This window comes from Bordetella bronchiseptica, from assembly GCF_900636925.1.
In the GTDB taxonomy this organism is placed as follows: Bacteria; Pseudomonadota; Gammaproteobacteria; order Burkholderiales; family Burkholderiaceae_B; genus Bordetella; species Bordetella pertussis.
In genome coordinates this window covers 2,792,341-2,811,378 of sequence record NZ_LR134326.1, presented here as the reverse complement: position 1 = coordinate 2,811,378, position 19,038 = coordinate 2,792,341, and the positions used below count along the sequence as shown (strand labels likewise).

At 66.4% G+C, this 19,038-nt stretch carries 6 protein-coding genes; all 6 read left to right on the top strand.

What is annotated here, in order from left to right:
* Positions 1–413: 413 nt before the first annotated feature.
* Positions 414–11,570 carry a two-partner secretion domain-containing protein gene (locus EL288_RS13040; protein WP_126621964.1) on the top strand — a complete coding sequence of 3,719 codons (11,157 nt, stop codon included), beginning with the start codon at positions 414–416 and terminating at the stop codon, positions 11,568–11,570.
* Positions 11,571–11,905: 335 nt separating this feature from the next.
* The gene (locus tag EL288_RS13035; RefSeq protein WP_003811078.1) at positions 11,906–12,511 is read left to right on the top strand and encodes a fimbrial protein; all 606 of its coding nucleotides are present in this window, start codon (positions 11,906–11,908) and stop codon (positions 12,509–12,511) included.
* 249 nt (positions 12,512–12,760) lie between these two features.
* Positions 12,761–13,495: a molecular chaperone FimB gene (gene fimB, locus EL288_RS13030; protein ID WP_138142578.1), complete on the top strand. Its 735-nt coding sequence runs from the start codon at positions 12,761–12,763 to the stop codon at positions 13,493–13,495.
* A gap of 62 nt (positions 13,496–13,557) precedes the next feature.
* On the top strand, positions 13,558–16,179 hold the full coding sequence (locus tag EL288_RS13025) for a fimbria/pilus outer membrane usher protein (protein ID WP_015039980.1): 2,622 nt from the start codon (positions 13,558–13,560) through the stop codon (positions 16,177–16,179).
* On the top strand, positions 16,160–17,290 hold the full coding sequence (locus EL288_RS13020) for a fimbrial protein (RefSeq protein ID WP_172607924.1): 1,131 nt from the start codon (positions 16,160–16,162) through the stop codon (positions 17,288–17,290). Before EL288_RS13025 ends, EL288_RS13020 begins: the two co-directional genes overlap by 20 nt.
* The gene (fhaC, locus tag EL288_RS13015) at positions 17,283–19,034 is read left to right on the top strand and encodes a filamentous hemagglutinin transporter protein FhaC (RefSeq protein ID WP_126621963.1); all 1,752 of its coding nucleotides are present in this window, start codon (positions 17,283–17,285) and stop codon (positions 19,032–19,034) included. The genes EL288_RS13020 and fhaC overlap by 8 nt, the downstream gene beginning before the upstream one ends.
* Positions 19,035–19,038 lie beyond the last annotated feature (4 nt).

Below are 19,038 nucleotides of genomic sequence, written 5' to 3'. Positions count from 1 at the left end.
TGCTTTAAGTTTCGTGGCGAGAAAAAAATCCTGCAACGCATAATGCATTGATGCGTCAAAGGAATGGCTGCGAAATTTCACATTCTCCTATACGTCAGCAAGCGACGATACGGGCATGAGTACTGCTAAACAGTATCCTACACCCAAATAGGAAAATTCTGAATTCCCGTGCGGGCGCCCGCGGCGAGCCAGGGGAGCGGGTTGTCGGCGCGTGCCCATGCGTGCCGCACAAGGTTTGATGGTTGGTATAAGAATTTTCCTACAAGCCCTGCAGAAATATCCGCTGATGGATGGGCGTATTACTGACTGACGAAGTGCTGAGGTTTATCCAGACTACTGCGCTGGATTTCAAAACCTAAAACGAGCAGGCCGATAACGGATTCTGCCGATTACTTCACTTCGCTGGTCGGAATATGAACACGAACCTGTATAGGCTGGTCTTCAGCCATGTTCGCGGCATGCTTGTTCCCGTGAGCGAGCATTGCACCGTCGGAAACACCTCCTGTGGGCGCACGCGTGGTCAAGCGCGAAGCGGGGCCCGCGCCACGAGCCTGTCCGTAGCGCCCAACGCGCTGGCCTGGGCCCTGATGTTGGCGTGTGCGGGCCTTCCGTTAGTAACGCACGCCCAGGGCTTGGTTCCTCAGGGGCAGACACAGGTGCTGCAGGGCGGCAACAAGGTTCCCGTTGTCAATATCGCCAACCCAAATTCCGGCGGCGTCTCGCACAACAAGTTCCAGCAGTTCAACGTCGCCAACCCTGGCGTGGTCTTCAACAACGGCCTGACCGACGGCGTATCCAGGATCGGCGGGGCGCTGACCAAGAACCCCAACCTGACTCGCCAGGCCTCGGCCATTCTTGCCGAAGTCACGGGCACTTCGCCCAGCCGCCTGGCCGGTACGCTCGAAGTCTATGGCAAGGGCGCCGACCTCATCATCGCCAACCCCAACGGCATCAGCGTCAACGGCCTGAGCACGCTCAACGCCAGCAACCTGACGCTCACGACGGGTCGTCCCAGCGTCAACGGCGGCCGCATCGGCCTTGATGTCCAACAGGGCACCGTCACGATCGAACGAGGCGGCGTCAATGTCACCGGCCTGGGCTATTTCGACGTGGTGGCGCGCCTGGTCAAGCTGCAGGGCGCCGTGTCGAGCGAGCAGGGCAAGCCCCTGGCCGATATCGCGGTGGTCGCCGGCGCCAACCGGTACGACCACGCAACCCGCCGCGCCACGCCGATCGCCGCAGGCGCGCGCGGCGCCGCCGCTGGCGCCTACGCGATCGACGGCACGGCGGCGGGCGCCATGTACGGCAAGCACATCACGCTGGTGTCCAGCGATTCAGGCCTGGGCGTGCGCCAGCTCGGCAGCCTGTCCTCGCCATCGGCCATCACCGTGTCGTCGCAGGGCGAAATCGCGCTGGGCGACGCCACGGTCCAGCGCGGCCCGCTCAGCCTCAAGGGCGCGGGAGCCGTGTCGGCCGGCAAGCTGGCCTCCGGTGGCGCGGTGCGCGTCGCGGGCGGCGGAGCGGTGAAGATCGCGTCGGCCAGCAGCGTTGGAAACCTCGCGGTGCAAGGCGGCGGCAAGGTGCAGGCCACGCTGTTGAATGCCGGGGGGACGTTGCAGGTGTCGGGCCGCCAGGCCGTCCAGCTTGGTACGGCGAGCAGCCGCCAGGTGCTGTCCGTGAACGCGGGCGGCGCCCTCAAGGCGGACCAGCTGTCGGCGACGGGACGGCTCGAGGTGGACGGCAAGCAGGCCGTCACGCTGGGTTCGGCCGCCAGCCGCAACGCGCTGTCGGTGCGTGCCGGCGGCGCCCTCAAGGCGGACAAGCTGTCGGCAACGGGACGGCTTGAGGTGGACGGCAAGCAGGCCGTTACGCTGGGTTCGGCCGCCAGCGGCGACGCGTTGTCCGTGAGCGCGGGCGCCGCGCTCCGGGCCGACAAGCTGTCGGCGACGGGGCGGCTCGACGTGGACGGCAAGCAGGCCGTCACGCTGGGTTCGGCCGCCAGCGGCGACGCGTTGTCCGTGAGCGCGGGAGCCGCGCTCCGGGCGGACCAGCTGTCGGCGACGGGGCGGCTCGACGTGGACGGCAAGCAGGCCGTCACGCTGGGTTCGGCCGCCAGCGGCGACGCGTTGTCCGTGAGCGCGGGCGCCGCGCTCCGGGCCGACAAGCTGTCGGCGACGCGGCGGCTCGGCGTGGACGGCAAGCAGGCCGTCACGCTGGGTTCGGTTGCCAGCGACGGTGCGCTGTCGGTAAGCGCTGGCGGGAACCTGCAGGCGAAGCAATTGGTCTCCAATGCCGGACTGGACGTGCGCGGCCAGCGGGAGGTTTCGCTGGAAGCGGCGTCCAGCGTGCGCGGCATGACCGTGGCTGCCGCAGGGACATTGGCGGCGCGCAATCTGCAGTCCAAGGGCGCCATCCGCGTACAGGGTGGAGAGGCGGTCAGCGTGGCCAACGCGAACAGCGACGCGGAACTGCACGTGTCCGGGCGCGGCCAGGTGGATCTGGGCGATCTGAGCGCAGCGCGCGGCGCGGATATCACCGGCGAGCAACGCGTCAGCATCGGCCGTGCGCACAGCGATGGCGATGTGAATGTCGCCGCGCGCGGCGCCTTGTCGATCGATAGCATGACGGCCCTCGGTGCGATCGGCGTCCAGGCAGGCGACAGCGTGTCGGCCAAGGATATGCGCAGCCGTGGCGCCGTCACAGTCAGCGGCGGCGGCTCCGTCAACCTGGGCGATGTCCAGTCGGATGGGCAGGTCCGCGCCACCAGCGCGGGCGCCATGACGGTGCGAGACGCCGCGGCTGCCGCCGACCTTGCGCTGCAGGCCGGCGGCGCATTGCAGGCCGGATTCCTGAAATCGGCCGGCGCCATGACCGTGAACGGCCGCGATGCGGTGCGACTGGATGGCGCGCAGGCGGGCGGGCAACTGCGGGTTTCCAGCGACGGGCAGGCTGCGTTGGGCAGCCTCGCGGCCAAGGGCGCGCTGACGGTATCGGCCGCGCGCGCGGCGACCGTGGCCGAGTTGAAGTCGCTGGACAGCATCTCCGTGACGGGCGGCGAACGCGTATCGGTTCAGAGCGTCAACAGCGCGTCCAGGGTCGCCATTTCGGCGCACGGCGCGCTGGAGGTAGGCAAGGTTTCCGCCAAGAGCGGTATCGGGATCGAAGGCTGGGGCGCGGTCGCAGCGGACTCCCTCGGTTCCGACGGCGCGATCAGCGTGTCCGGGCGCGATGCGGTCAGGGTCGATCACGCCCGCAGTCTTGCCGACATTTCGCTGGGGGCGGAAGGCGGCGCCACGTTGGGCGCGGTGGAGGCCGCCGGTTCGATCGACGTGCGCGGCGGATCCACGGTGGCGGCGAACTCGCTGCGCGCCAATCGCGACGTTCGGGTCAGCGGCAAGGACGCGGTGCGCGTAACGGCCGCCACCAGCGGGGGCGGTCTGCATGTGTCGAGCGGCCGCCAGCTCGATCTGGGCGCCGTGCAGGCGCGCGGCGCGCTGGCCCTGGACGGCGGCGCCGGCGTGGCGCTGCAATCGGCCAAGGCTGGCGGCACGCTGCATGTGCAGGGTGGCGAGCACCTGGATCTGGGCACGTTGGCTGCTGTAGGGGCCGTGGACGTCAATGGCGCGGGAGACGTGCGCGTTGCGAAGCTGGTGAGCGATGCAGGCGCCGATCTGCAAGCGGGGCGCTCCATGACGCTGGGTACCGTCGACACGACCGGCGATCTGCAGGCGCGCGCGCAGCAGGCGCTGGAGCTCGGGTCGGTCAAGACCGAAGGCGGCCTTCAGGCCGCCGCCGGCGGGGCCCTCAGCCTGGCGGCGGCGGAAGTCGCAGGGGCGCTGGAGCTCTCGGGCCACGGCGTCACCGTGGACCGGGCCAGCGCCGGCCGGGCACGCATCGACAGCACCGGTTCGGTCGGCATCGGCGCGCTGAAGGCAGGCGCTGTCGAGGCCGCTTCGCCACGGCGGGCGCGCCGCGCGCTGCGGCAGGATTTCTTCACGCCCGGCAGCGTGGTGGTCCGCGCCCAGGGCAATGTCACGGTCGGGCGCGGCGATCCGCATCAGGGCGTGCTGGCCCAGGGCGACATCGTCATGGATGCGAAGGGCGGCACCTTGCTGCTGCGCAACGACGTCTTGACCGAGAACGGGACGGTCACCATATCGGCCGATTCGGCCGTGCTCGAGCATTCCACCATCGAGAGCAAGATCAGCCAGAGCGCGCTGGCTGCCGAGGGGGACAAGGGCAAGCCGGCGGTGTCGGTGAAGGTCGCGAAGAAGCTGTTTCTCAATGGTACGTTGCGGGCCGTCAACGACAACGAGGAAACCATGCCCGGGCGCCAGATCGACGTCGTGGACGGACGTCCGCAGATCACCGACGCGGTCACGGGCGAAGAGCGTAAGGACGAATCGGTTGTGTCCGACGCCGCGCTCGTGGCCGATGGCGGTCCGATCGTGGTCGAGGCCGGCGAGCTGGTCAGCCATGCCGGCGGTATCGGCAACGGCCGCAACAAGGGGGATGGCGCCGACGTCACCGTGCGCACGACGGGCAACGTGATGAACAAGGGCTACATCTCGGCCGGCAAGCAGGGCGTGCTCGAGGTGGGCGGCACCTTGACGAACGAGTTCCTGGTCAGCTCGGACGGCACCCAGCGTATCGAGGCGCAGCGCATCGAGAACAGGGGCACCTTCCAGAGCCAGGCGCCGGCCGGCACGGCCGGCGCCCTGGTGGTCAAGGCTGCCGAGGCCATCGTGCACGACGGTGTCATGGCTACCGAAGGCGAGATGCAGATCGCTGGCAAGGGCGGCAGGTCTCCGGCCGTCACCGCCGGCGCAAAGGCGACGACCAGCGCGAACAAGCTGAGCGCCGACGTGGCGAGCTGGGACAACGCGGGAAGCCTGGATATCAAGAAGGGCGGCGCGCGGGTCACGGCGACCGGGCGCTACGCCGAGCACGGCAAGGTTTCGATACAGGGCGATTACACGGTCTCGGCCGACGCCATCGCGCTGGCGGCGCAGATCACCCAGCGTGGCGGCGCCGCGGACCTGACCTCGCGGCACGATACCCGTTTCTCCAACAACATTCGCCTGATGGGGCCGTTGCAGGTCAGCGCTGGCGGCGCGGTGTCCAACACCGGCAATCTGAAAGTGCGCGAGGGCGTGCGCGTGACGGCGGCGTCGTTCGACAACGAGGCCGGGGCCGAGGTCATGGCCAAGAGCGCCGCGCTAACGACTTCCGGGGCCGTGCGCAACGCGGGCAAGATGCAGGTCAAGGAGGCCGCCACGATCGTTGCCGCCAGTGTTTCCAATCCCGGCACATTCACGGCCGGCAAGGATCTCACTGTTACTTCGCGCGGAGGATTCGACAACGACGGCAAGATGGAGTCCAACAAGGACATCGTCATCAAGACGGAACAGTTCGGCAATGCCGGGATTCTCGATGCCAAGCATGATCTGACGGTCACGGCGAGCGGGCAGGCGGACAACCGGGGCAGCCTGAAGGCCGGCCACGATTTCACGGTGCAGGCCCAGCGTATCGACAACAGCGGCACCATGGCCGCCGGCCACGACGCCACGCTGAAGGCGCCGCACCTGCGCAATACGGGGCAGATCGTGGCGGGACACGACATCCATATCATCAACAGCGCCAAGCTGGAGAACACCGGGCGCGTGGATGCGCGCAACGATCTCGTGCTGGATGTGGCGGATTTCACCAACACGGGATCCCTCTACGCCGAGCATGACGCGACGCTGACGCTTGCGCAAGGCACGCAGCGCGATCTGGTGGTGGACCAGGATCATATTCTGCCGGTTGCGCAGGAAACCTTGCGGGTCAAGGCCAAGTCGCTGACCACCGAAATCGAGACCGGCAATTCCGGCAGCCTGATCGCCGAGGTGCAGGAAAATATCGACAACAAGCAGGCCATCGTCGTCGGCAAGGACCTGACGCTGAGTTCGGCGCACGGCAATGTGGCCAACGAAGCGAACGCGCTGCTGTGGGCCGCCGGGGACCTGACCGTCAAGGCGCAGAACATCACCAATGAACGGGCCGCGCTGATCGAGGCGGGCGGCAACGCCAGGCTGACGGCGGCCGTTGCCTTGCTCAACAAGCTGGGCCGCATTCGCGCGGGCGAGGACATGCATCTGGATGCGCCGCGCATCGAGAACACCGCGAAACTGAGCGGCGAGGTGCAACGCAAAGGCGTGCAGTACGTCGGGGGAGGCACGTATGGCCGGTGGAGCGGTATCGGCTATGTCAACTACCACTTGAGTTCCGGCTCCGGCGCTATCGCGGCGCCGTGGTACGGCAGTGATCTGACGGCGGAACAGTCGCTCATCGAGGTCGGCAAGGATCTCTATCTGAATGCCGATGCGCGCAAGGACGAACATCGCCGTCTTCTCAATGAAGGCGTGATCCAGGCGGTCGGCCATGGCCACATCGGCGGCGACGTGGACAATCGGTCGGTCATGCGCACCGTGTCCGCCATGGAGTATTTCAAGACGCCTCTCCCGGTGAGCCTGACAGCCCTGGACAATCGTGCCGGCTTGTCTCCGGCGAGCTGGAACTTCAACTCCACGTATGAACTCCTGGATTATCTGCTGGACCAGAATCGCTACGAGTACATTTGGGGGGTGTATCCGACCTACACCGAATGGTCGGTCAATACGCTGAAGAACCTCAACCTGGGCTACCAGGCCAAGCCGGCTCCCACCGCGCCGCCGATGCCCAAGATGCCCACGCTCGATCTGCGCGGGCACACGCAGGAGTCGGCCGAAGGCCGGAAGATCTTTGCCGAGTACAAGAAGCAGCAAGGCGAGTACGAGAAGGCGAAGGCGGCCGTCCAGGCCGTGGAGGCTTACGGCGAAGCCACTCGGCGCGTCCATGATCAGCTGGGCCAACGTTATGGTAAGGCCCTGGGCGGCATGGACGCCGAGACCAAGGAGGTCGATGGCATCATCCAGGCGTTTGCCGCGGATCTGCGAACGGTCTATGCGAAGCAGGCCGACCAGGCGACCATCGACGCGGAGGCGGACAAGGTCGCCCAGCGCTACAAGTCGCAGATCGACGCGGTGCAGCTGGAGGCGATCCAGCCTGGCCGGGTCATGCTGGCCAAGGCGCTGTCGGCCGCGCTGGGAGCCGATTGGCGCGCGCTGGGCCACGCCGAATTGATGCAGCGCTGGAAGGATTTCAAGGCGGGCAAGCGCGGCGCGAACATCGCGTTCTATCCCAAGGAGCAGACCGTGCTGGCCGCCGGCGCCGGGCTGACCCTGTCCAACGGGGCGGTCCACAACGGCGAGAACGCCGCGCAGAATCGCGGCCGGCCGGAAAACCTGAAAATCGGCGCACACTCGGCGACTTCGGTGGGCGGCTCGTTCGATGCCTTGCGCGACGTGGGGCTGGAAAAGCGGCTGGATATCGACGATGCGCTGGCTGCCGTGCTCGTGAATCCGCATATTTTCACGCGGATCGGGGCGGTCCAGGCATCCCTTTCCGACGCCGCCGCAGGGCCGGCGCTGGCGCGCCAGGCCAGGCAAGCGCCGGGGACCGACGGCATGGTGGATGCGCGAGGGCTGGGCAGCGCCGACGCGCTCGCTTCCCTGGCCAGCCTGGACGCGGCGCAAGGGCTGGAGGTATCCGGCAGGCGCAATGCGCAGGTGGCCGACGCCCGGCTTGCCGGGCCGAGCGCCGTCGCGGCGCCGGCCGTCGGGGCGGCCGATGTCGGCGTGGAGCCTGTCGCGGGGGACCAGGTCGACCAGCCTGTCGTGGCGGTCGGGCTCGAGCAGCCTGCCGCGGCGGTCCGGGTCGCGCCGCCAGCCGTCGCGTTGCCGCGGCCGCTGTTCGAAACCCGCATCAAGTTTATCGACCAGAGCAAATTCTACGGCTCGCGTTATTTCTTCGAGCAGATCGGCTACCAGCCCGATCGCGCCGCGCGGGTGGCGGGCGACAACTATTTCGATACCACGCTGGTGCGCGAGCAGGTGCGGCGCGCCCTGGGCGGCTACGAAAGCCGCTTGCCCGTGCGCGGTGTCGCGTTGGTGGCCAAGCTGATGGATTCGGCCGGGACGGTCGGCAAGGCGCTGGGCCTGAAGGTGGGTGTCGCGCCGACCGCGCAGCAGCTCAAGCAGGCGGATCGCGATTTCGTCTGGTACGTGGATACCGTGATCGACGGCCAGAAGGTCCTCGCTCCCCGGCTGTACCTGACCGAGGCGACGCGCCAGGGCATCACGGATCAGTACGCCGGCGGCGGGGCGTTGATTGCCTCCGGCGGCGACGTGAACGTCGACACGAACGGCCATGACGTCAGTTCGGTCAACGGGCTGATCCAGGGCAAGCGCGTCAAGGTGGATGCCGGCAAGGGTAAGGTCCTGGTGGCCGACAACAAGGGGATGGGCAGCGGCATCGAGGCCGATGACGAGGTCGACGTCTCAGCCCAGGATATCGACATCGAGGGCGGCAAGCTGCGCGGCAAGGATGTCAAGCTCAAGGCCGACACGGTCAAGGTCGCGACCTCGATGCGTTACGACGACAAGGGCAGGCTGGCGGCGCGCGGCGACGGTGCCCTGGATGCCCAAGGCGGCCAGCTGCATATCGAGGCCAAGCGCCTGGAGACAGCCGGCGCGACGCTCAAGGGCAGCAAGGTGAAGCTGGATGTCGATGACGTCAAGCTGGGCGGCGTGTACGAGGCGGGGTCCAGCTACGAGAACAAGAGCTCGACGCCGCTGGGCAGCCTGTTCGCCATCCTGTCGTCGACGACGGAAACCAACCAGTCGGCGCGCGCGAACCATTACGGTACGCGCATCGCAGCCGGCACGCTGGAAGGAAAGATGCAGAACCTGGAGATCGAGGGCGGTTCGGTCGAGGCCGCGCATACGGACCTGTCCGTGGCGCGCGACGCGAGGTTCAAGGCCGCCGCGGATTTCTCGCACGCCGAGCACGAGAAGGACGTGCGCCAACTGTTTGTCAGCGCCAAGGCGGGGGCTGGCGGCTACGAGGCGGGTTTCAGCCTGGGCAGCGAAAAAGGTCTGGAGGCGCACGCCGGCCGCGGCAAGACCGCGGGCGCTGAAGTCAGGGTGGGTTATCAGGCATCGCACGAGCAATCCTCGGAAACCGAAAAGTCCTATCGCAACGCGAACCTCAATTTCGGTGGAGGCTCTGTCGAGGCTGGCAATGTCCTGGATATCGGCGGCGCCGACATCAACCGGAACCGGTACGGCGGCGCCGCGGAGGGGAAAGCAGGGGCCGAGGAGGCCTTGCGCATGCGCGCCAAGAAGGTCGAGTCCACCAAGTACGTCAGCGAGCAGACGAGCCAAAGCTCCGGCTGGAGCGTGGAGGTGGGAGCGACGGGCAGTGCCCGTTCCAGCGTGCTGACGGCCGCCACGCGCCTGGGCGACAGCGTGGCGCAGAATGTCGAGGACGGCCGCGAGATCCGCGGCGAGCTGATGGCTGCGCAAGCCGCCGCGGAGGCCACGCAACTGGTAACCGCCGACACGGCGGCGCTGGCGGTAAGCCTCGGAATCAGTGCCGACTTCGACAGCAGCCAGAGCCGCTCCACGTCGCAGAATACCCAATATCTGGGTGGGAACTTGTCCATCGAGGCCACCGAGGGCGATGCGACGCTGGTGGGCGCGAAGTTCAGCGGCGGTGATCAGGTCAGCTTGAAGGCAGCGCAGAGCGTGAACCTCATGGCGGCCGAATCGACCTACGAGTCGCATTCGGAAAGCCACAACTTCCACGCCTCCGCCGACGCGAACCTTGGCGCCAACGCCGTGCAAGGCGCCGTTGGCCTGGGGTTGACCGCGGGCATGGGGACGTCGCATCAGATTACGAGCGAAACCGGCAAGACCTATGCCGGGAGCTCGGTGGCCGCAGCGAACGTGTCGATCGATGCAGGCAAGGATCTGAATCTTTCCGGGTCCCGCGTGCGGGGCCAGCGCGTTGTTCTGGGTGTCGAGGGCGATATCAATGCGACCAGCAAGCAGGACGAACGCAATTACAACTCCAGCGGTGGCGGTTGGGATGGCTCCGCAGGCGTGGCGATTCAGAATCGTACGCTGGTTGCGCCCGTGGGGTCTGCCGGCTTCAATTTCAATACGGAACACGACAATTCGCGCCTGACCAATGACGGGGCGGCGGGTGTCGTTGCCAGCGACGGGTTGACGGGCCATGTAAAAGGCGACGCTAACCTGACCGGCGCGACCATTGCCGATTTGTCGGGCGAGGGCAATTTCAAGGTCGACGGCGCGGTCAATGCGCAAAATCTGAAAGATTACCGCGACAAGGACGGCGGCAGCGGCGGCCTGACGGTGGGCATTTCGTCCACTACGCTGGCGCCCACCGTGGGCGTTGCGTTCGGCAGGGTGGCCGGAGAGGATTACCAGGCCGAGCAACGCGCCACGATCGACGTCGGTCAAACCAAGGATCCGTCGCGCCTGCAGGTCGGCGGCGGCATCAAGGGCGCCCTCAATGAGGATGCTGCGAAGGCCACGGTCGTTCAGCGCAACAAGCACTGGGCCGGCGGCGGGTCGGAATTCTCGGTGGCAGGCAAGTCACCGAAGAAGAAGAACCAGGTCCGCCCGGTGGAGACGCCGACGCCCACGCCGGATGTCGTGGATGGACCGCCCAGCCGCCCCGCTACGCCGCCGGCGTCGCCGCAGCCGATTCGCGCGACGGTCGAGATCAGTTCGCCGCCGCCGACGTCCGTGGCTAAGGTGGAAGTTGTGCCGCGGCCGAAGGTCGAAACGGCCCAGCCGCTTCCGCCCCGGCCGGTGCCGGCCAAGGCGGTGCCGGTGGTGCCTCCCAAGGTGGAGGTCGCCAAGGTGGAGGTCGTGCCGCGGCCGAAGGTCGAAACGGCTCAGCCGCTTCCGCCCCGGCCGGTGGTGGCCGAGAAGGTGACGACGCCGGCGGTCCAGCCCCAGCTTGCCAAGGTGGAGACGGTGCAGCCGGTGAAGCCCGAAACCGCCAAGCCGTTGCCCAAGCCGCTGCCGGTGGCGAAGGTGCAGGAAGCGCCGCCGCCGGTCGTGGCGACCACCCAGCCGCTGCCGCCTGTCAAGGCGCAGCAGGCGACCCCTGGTCCCGTGGCGGAGGCTGGCAAGGCTACGGTTACGACGGTGCAGGTGCAGAGCGCGCCGGCCAAGCCGGCCCCGGTGGTCAAGCAGGCGCAGCCCGCGCCCGCGCCCGCGCCCGCGCCCGCGCCCGCGCCCGCACCGAAGCCCAAGCCCAAGCCCAAGCCCAAGCCCAAGCCCAAGGCCGAGCGTCCGAAGCCGGGCAAGACGACGCCCTTGAGCGGGCGCCACGTGGTGCAACAGCAGGTGCAGGTCTTGCAGCGGCAAGCGAGTGACATCAACAACACCAAGAGCCTGCCTGGCGGGAAGCTGCCCAAGCCGGTCACCGTGAAGCTGACAGACGAGAACGGCAAGCCGCAGACGTACACGATTAACCGGCGCGAGGATCTGATGAAGCTCAACGGCAAGGTGCTGTCCACCAAGACGACACTGGGCCTGGAGCAGACCTTCCGCCTGCGGGTCGAGGATATCGGCGGCAAGAACTACCGGGTTTTCTATGAAACCAACAAATAGGTAGTCGCTGCCCGCCGTCGGCCCGGCGCATGGGGATTCGCAGGGTTCTCATGCGCCGGTCAATGCCGGCCAACGGCGCCGCCTTTCCACCCTATTGCAGCCCATCCTTTCGGATGGGCTTTTTGTTGAAATTTCCTACACGATCAATTGAATTGGACTACGCGTAATTGCGCGTAGGACTGCAGGAAAGTTGGATGAGAATTTTTAGAATTCTTCCCGTTGTTGATTTGTTTCCTTCATCTCTAGATGAATATTCCCAGGCATCGGGCTCCATTCCTGGATTCGTTTTTCACGGAGCGCCGATCGCCTGGTTTTCGGATTAACAGGGGTCGATCATGAATCTCAAATTTGCAGGAATCGCACTGGGCCTGACCGCCTGTGCATTGACGTACCAGCATCAGGTTTTCGCGGCGGACGGCACGCTCGTGATTACCGGCGCCATCACGGATACGACGTGCAAGATCAATGGCGCGGAGCCTCCCACCAACATAGCGGTGCAATTGCCGACCATTTCGCGTACCGCGCTCAAGGACGTAGGGTCGACGGCAGGCGGGACAGTTTTTGACGTGAAACTGACCGAGTGTCCGCAGGCATTGAATGGTCAGCAAGTGGGATTGTTCTTCGAACCTGGTGGCACGGTTGACTATACGTCGGGAAATCTGTTTGCGTACCGGGCCGATAGTCAGGGCGTAGAACAGGTGCCGCAGACGAAAGCCGACAACGTGCAATTCCAGCTTGCCAATCTGGATGGTTCCGCCATTCATTTGGGTCGCAACAAGGGTGCGCAGGCTGCTCAGACGTTTCTGGTATCGCAGACGGCAGGGTCGTCGACGTACGGGACGACCCTGCGCTATCTGGCACGCTACATCCGTTCGGGCGCTGGCTCCATCGTTGCGGGGAATCTCCGCAGCCAGGTGGGGTTCTCCGTGATGTATCCGTAGCCCGTGAAAGAGGGGCCACCCATTGCGGGGGGCCCCGGTACGGGATGGTCGGCTTGTCACGAGATTCTTGTTTTCCATTTCTTTCTTTTCACGCGGTCGCAGCGCCAGCTTGATGCATGCAAAGCATCGATAGCTACGAACGGCCGCGATTCTTGAATCATGAATACATACGCTTGTGACGGGGCGCTCGCGCAGAGCCGGCCCCAGGGATGGTTTACGCCTGCATTTACGGTAAAGCGGCAAGGCAGCATGGCGCGCTGGCGCCGGCGGCTGGGCGTCGCGGCGCTGGGCGCCGCCATGCTGGCGAGCCTGGCGCCGGCCGCCCGGGCCAGCCTCGTCATCACGGGTACGCGCGTGATCTACAACGCGGGCTCGCCCGAGACCACGGTGAAGATGAGCAACGAGGGGCAGGCCCCCGCGCTGATGCAGGCATGGATCGATGACGGCAATGCCGAGGCGAAGCCGGACGAAGTCCAGGTGCCGTTCTTCCTGACGCCTCCGCTGGCGCGGGTGGACCCTGGCAAGGGGCAGACCTTGCGCATTTTCTTCAATGGCTACCCGGATGGCAAGACGCTGCCGTCCGACCGCGAATCGGTCTTCTGGCTGAACGTTCTCGAAGTGCCGCCCAAGGCGACGCCCGAGGAAGGCCACGGGGTCCTGCAGCTGACCATCCGCTCGCGCCTGAAGCTGTTCTATCGGCCCAAGGGCCTGCCCGGCAACCCGCTGACGGCCGCCGCCGACCTGACCTTCAAGCGCAAGGCCAACGGCGTGCTGGAGGTGCACAACCCGACGCCGTACTACGTGAACCTGCAAAAGCTGGAGGTGGGCGAGAACGGCGCGCACGGCAGCAAGACGCCGTGGATGCTGGCGCCGCTTTCCTCGGATGAGCTGCGGCTGAAAGGGACGGGGGCCAAGTCGGTGCAGTACTGGGCCATCGACGACTTCGGCGGCGTGACGCCATATCAGGCGGCCATAGCGGACTGACAAGACGGGGGCATCGGGACTGGCGCGCGTCTTGGGGACGTTGCCGAAACCGACGCTGAATCATGAAACAGATACCACTGATTCTCGCGATGAGCCTTGCCTTCGCCGCCGCGGCGAAGGGCGAATCCGCGCCGGATATGCAGGCGGCGGTCAACTTCGACTCGGCCATGCTGTGGGGCGGCGCCAATGGCGCGGATCTGAGCCGATTCAACTACAGCAACGCGCTGCGGCCGGGCAACTACATCGTCGACATTTACGCCAACAACTATCCGCTGATCCGGCAGCAGGTTCGATTCGTCGCGGCGCAGACGTCCGGGCAGGGCTTGAAGACGGCGCCGGCGGTGGCGTGTTTCACCTATGGCCAGCTGGAAGCGATGCAGGTCCGGCTGCGCGCGCTCGATCCGGCCTTGGTCGCCGACCTCAAATCCAGCGGGCGCTGCGAGGTGCTGGGCAAGCTGTTTCCGGATAGCCGCGAGTCGTTCGATTTCGGCGAGAACCGCCTGGAAGTCAGCATTCCGCAGGCCTATACGATCAACCGCTTCCGGCGCGACATCTCGCCCGATGAGTGGGATAGCGGCATTACCGCGTTCCGCCTGGGATACCAGTACAACTATGCCGATTACATCGGCGGCTTGCGCGCGGGGCGGCGGCTGGACCTGAACCTCTACAGCGGGTTCAACTTCAAGGGCTGGTATCTGCGCAACAGCTCGACGCTGGGATGGGGCCAGGGCCGCTTCACGCGCCGCAGCCAGCGCACCAGCCTGCAGACGGATATCCCGTCCTGGCGGGCGCGCCTGGTGTTCGGCGACGTGTTCTCCAGCGGCGAGTACTTCGCGCCGTACTCGATGCGCGGCATGCTGGTCGGCAGCGATACCGCCATGCTGCCGTACTCGGAGCGGCTGTACCGGCCCACCATACGCGGCGTTGCGCGCACCCGGGCCAACGTCAAGGTGTATCAGGCCGGCGTGCTGGTTTTCCAGGACGCCGTGCCTCCCGGGCCGTTCGCGATCGACGATTACAGTCCGGCCTCGTATGGCGGCGACCTGCGGGTGGTGGTGACCGAGGCGAATGGCGCGGTCCAGACGTTCACCGTGCCGTACGCCAGCGCGGTGCGCCTGATCCTGCCGGGCCAGACGCAGTGGTCGTTCAGCGCCGGGCGCTATCGCAACTATCGCAACGATGGGCAGGACCGTCCCTGGGTGACCCAGGTGACGGGCCGCCATGGCGTGGCCGACGGCGTCAACCTGTACGGCGGCCTGCTGATCGCCCAGGCGTACCAGGCCGGCCTGGCCGGCCTGAGCTGGAACACGCCCTGGGGGGCAATGGCGGCGGACGCCACGTTGTCGCGCAGCCAGTTGTCCACCACGGGCAATGCCAACGGGTCGAGCCTGAGGTTCTCCTACAGCAAGACCTTGTCCGGCACCAACACGGCGATCCGGCTGGCCACGTTGCGCTACTCGTCGAGCGGGTTCTGGAATTTCGCCGATGCGGTCAATGCCGGTCCGGCCGAGACGAACGGGCGCAACGGGCGGTTCGGACTCTATTCGCTGCTGGGCCGCGAGCGGCCGCGCGGCGATTTCAGCGTCACGCTGAGCCAACCGCTGGGTGGATACGGCAGCCTGTACGTGTCGGCGCTGCGGCGGACCTACTGGGGTTCGTCGCGGGTCGACCAGCAGACCCAGCTGGGCTATTCGACCCAGGTCGGCCGCGTAGGCGTGAACCTGGATGTCTCGCGTACGGAGAACCGTCGCAGCACCGAGCATCAGGTCATGCTGAATCTTTCCATTCCGCTTTATGGCGCGACCTCCAGCGGCGTGGTGACGGGATCGCTGGCGCGTACCGGTTCGGCGCCCGTACAGCAAAGCGTCAACTACAGCGGCATGTCGGGCGAGCGCGACCAGTACACCTATGGCCTGGGCGTGCAGCGCGCCGGCACGAGCGCGCAGTACGCGTTGAACGGCTCCTGGTCAGGCACGTACGGGGAGGTAAGCGGACAACTCACCCATGGGCGCAGCTACAGCCAGTACCAGATCAATGGCAGCGGCGGCTTGGTGGCGCACGCGGGCGGCGTGACCTTCGGCCAGTACCAGGCGGGCACCATCGGCCTGATCCAGGCCGAGGCGGCGGCAGGCGCAAAGGTCGTCAATACGCGCAACGCCGCCGTGGACCGCAGCGGCTATGGGCTGGTGTCGCTGACGCCGTATTCCCTCAACGAGGTCGAACTGTCTCCGCAGGACCTGCCCCTGGACGTCCAGCTGGAGTCCACGGTGGAGCAAGTCATCCCGCGGGCGGGCGCCGTCGTGGCGTTGCGCTTTCCGACGCGTCACGACGTCGCCGCCATGCTGGTTGCCGAACCCGGCAGCGAAGGCGCGCTGGCATTCGGCACCGAAGTGCGCGACGGCGCCGGCAAGGTGGTGGGCGTGGCCGGCCAGGGCGCAAGCGCGCTGGTCAGAGGCGTGTCGGCATCGGGCACGCTGGAGGTGACGCGCGCAGACGGGTCGATATGTCGCGCCACGTACGACTTGAAATCGGCCGGGCACGCCGTGCACGGCCTGCCGCGCATTGCGCTGGCGTGCGCGCCGCAAGGCGGCGGCGAACGTGGTGCGCGGGCGGCGGTCCAGGCCGTGGCGCAGCCGGCACCTATCTCCATTTCGGGCAAAGATCATGAGCCAGATATTCGCTGACCGCCGGGCCGCCGTGCCCGCGCGCGTAATTTCCTTCTGCGGGGCCGCGCTTGCCGTCTGGGCAGGCCTGGCCGTGCAGCCCGCCATGGCCGTCGATCCGCCGGTGGACTGCGGCCGGGCGCTAGGCTTGCATTTCTGGTCGAGCACCTCGCTCATCTCCGACCAGACACCCGATGGGACGCTGATCGGCAAGCCCGTGGTCGGGCGGTCTCTGCTGTCCAAGAGCTGCGAGGTGCCTGACGACATCAAGGACGAACTCAGCGACAAGCATGACGGCGAACCGGTCGACATCGTGCTGGAACTGGGCAGTAGCTACAAGATCCGGCCGCAGTCCTATGGCCATCCGGGCATCGTGGTCGACTTGCCGTCCGGCTCCACGGAGGAGACCGGCATCGCCATCTATATCGATTTCGGCAGTTCGCCGATGCAGAAGGTCGGCGAACGGCAGTGGCTGTATCCCCAGAAAGGCGAAGTGCTTTTCGACGCGCTCGCCATCAACGGCGACAACGCGGAGGTTCGCTATCAGGCGATCAAGGTGGGGCCACTCAAGCGGCCGCGCAAGCTGGTGCTGTCGCAGTTTCCGAATCTGTTCACCTACAAGTGGGTATTCATGCGCGGGACCAGCCAGGAGCGCGTGCTGGCGACGGGGACCATAAGCACCGACGTCGCCACCAGCACCATCGACCTGAAAACCTGCCGCTATACCTCGCAGACGGTCAGCCTGCCCACCATCCAGCGTTCCGCGCTGACCGGCGTCGGTACGACCCTGGGCACGACCGATTTCCAGATGCCGTTCTGGTGCTATGGCCGGCCAAGGGTATCGGTGTACATGAGCGCGGCGAATACGCAGACCGGCGTCGACGGCGTGGCGTTGCCGGCTACCGGCCAGGCGGCCGGCATGGCCAGCGGCGTAGGCGTCCAGTTGATCAATGGCAAGACGCAGCAGCCGGTCAAGCTGGGCCTGCAGGGCAAGATCGCCTTGCCCGAGGCGCAGCAGACTGAGTCGGCGACGTTCTCGCTGCCCATGAAGGCGCAGTACTACCAGACCTCCACTTCAACCTCGGCGGGCAAGCTGTCCGTCACCTACGCCGTGACCTTGAACTATGACTGACGCAACGAACCGTTTCCGGCCGGGCCTGGTTGTTCGGGCGCTGGTCCGGGCAGGCCTGCTGTTCGCCGTGGCCGCCTGTGCGCAGGCGCAGCTGCTGCCCGGCGCGCGCGACCTCAACCGTATCGACGATCGCCAGCGCAAGGAGCAGCTGCAGCGCGATATCGAGCGCGCCTTGACGCGGCCTCCGGTGGAATTGAATCCACAGTCCGAGGCCGCTTCGCCGGCGCGCAAGCCGGACGCCACGTCCGGCCACACCGTGACGGTACATGCCGTGGACCTGGACTTCGGCGTCGAGGGCCGGCTGTTCGACCCCACGCCGTTGGTTCAGGACTACCTGAACCGCCCGCTGGACAACGAGCAGCTGTTCCTGCTGGTCAAGGCATTGAGCGCGGCCCTGTACGACCGCGGCTACGCGACCAGCATCGTGACTTTCGTGCCGCCGGGCGTGGTGGACGGCGTGCTCAAGCTGAAGGTGGAATGGGGCCGCATCAAGGGCTGGCTGATCGACGGCAAGCCGCTGGAGAGGACACGCGACCGCATGATGGTGTTCTCGGCCATGCCAGGCTGGCAGGACAAGGTGCTGAACGTATTCGATATCGACCAGGCGATCTATAACATCAACAATGGCGGCAAGACCGGCAACATCACCATCGTTCCCGCGGACGAATACGGCTATTCCTATCTCGATCTGCAATTGCAGCGGCGCGCGCTGCCCCGCGTCTCGCTGGGCATGGACAACTCCGGCCCCGGCACGCCCGAGAACGGCCGCTACAAGTACAACGCCTCGGTGACGGCCAACGACCTGCTGGGCCTCAACGACACGCTGGGCCTGTATATCGGCAACCGCTACTATCGCGACGCCGGCCATGACGCCGAGCGCAATTACGATTTGATGTACAGCGTGCCGCTGGGGCGTACTCGCCTGGATCTTCAGACCGGCTACAGTACCTATCGCAACCTGCTCAAGACCCGCTACGGGCAATACCAGTCCGCCGGAAATTCGCGCAGTTTCGGACTGAAGGCCACCCGCCTGCTTTACCGCGATACGCGGTCGCAGTTCAGCGTGTATGGCGGTCTCAAGCTGCGCCAGAACAAGAACTATCTGGCCGGCACGCGCCTGGACGTCAGCAGCAAGCACTACAGCGACGTCACGGTGGGGATGCAATACTCCACCCAGCGAGGCGCCAACGCCTATTTCGGCGACCTGTCTTTCACGCGCGGGGTGGGCATCAACAACGGCAAGTATGCCGCCTACGATGAGCGCGGCCCGCAGGGCAATGTGTCGCGGCTCAACGGCAGCCTGGCCTGGACGCGCTACATGGCGCTGGCCGATCAGCCGTTGCAGTGGACGTCGCAGCTGGGTTTCCAGTACTCGCGCCAGCAGCTGCTCAACAGCTACCAGATCACCGTGGGAGACGAGTACACGGTGCGCGGCTACAACCTCAGGACGTCGCAAAGCGGTGACAGCGGCGCGTACCTGAGCAATACGCTGACGGTGCCGGTGCAGTTCAGCCTGTTCGGCAAGCAGGCGTCGATGGCGCCGTTCGCGGGCGTGGATGTGGGGGTGCTCAAGAGCAATCACCCCGACGCGCGCACGATACGCATGGCGGGCCTGGCGGCCGGCGTGCGGTTCGACCTGCCGTATGCGCGGTTGTCGTTCACGTATTCGAAGCCCGTGGGCGCGCAGCCCGGCGGCGCGCCGCGCGCGCCGGTCTGGTACATCAACGCCGGCCTCAGTTTCTGAGCCC

What these genes read in the sequence shown, in the direction of transcription:
- EL288_RS13040 (WP_126621964.1), top strand. Translation starts at nt 414, where the DNA reads ATGAACACGAACCTGTATAGGCTGGTCTTCAGCCATGTTCGCGGCATG.
- EL288_RS13035 (WP_003811078.1), top strand. Translation starts at nt 11,906, where the DNA reads ATGAATCTCAAATTTGCAGGAATCGCACTGGGCCTGACCGCCTGTGCA.
- fimB (WP_138142578.1), top strand. Translation starts at nt 12,761, where the DNA reads ATGGCGCGCTGGCGCCGGCGGCTGGGCGTCGCGGCGCTGGGCGCCGCC.
- EL288_RS13025 (WP_015039980.1), top strand. Translation starts at nt 13,558, where the DNA reads ATGAAACAGATACCACTGATTCTCGCGATGAGCCTTGCCTTCGCCGCC.
- EL288_RS13020 (WP_172607924.1), top strand. Translation starts at nt 16,160, where the DNA reads ATGAGCCAGATATTCGCTGACCGCCGGGCCGCCGTGCCCGCGCGCGTA.
- fhaC (WP_126621963.1), top strand. Translation starts at nt 17,283, where the DNA reads ATGACTGACGCAACGAACCGTTTCCGGCCGGGCCTGGTTGTTCGGGCG.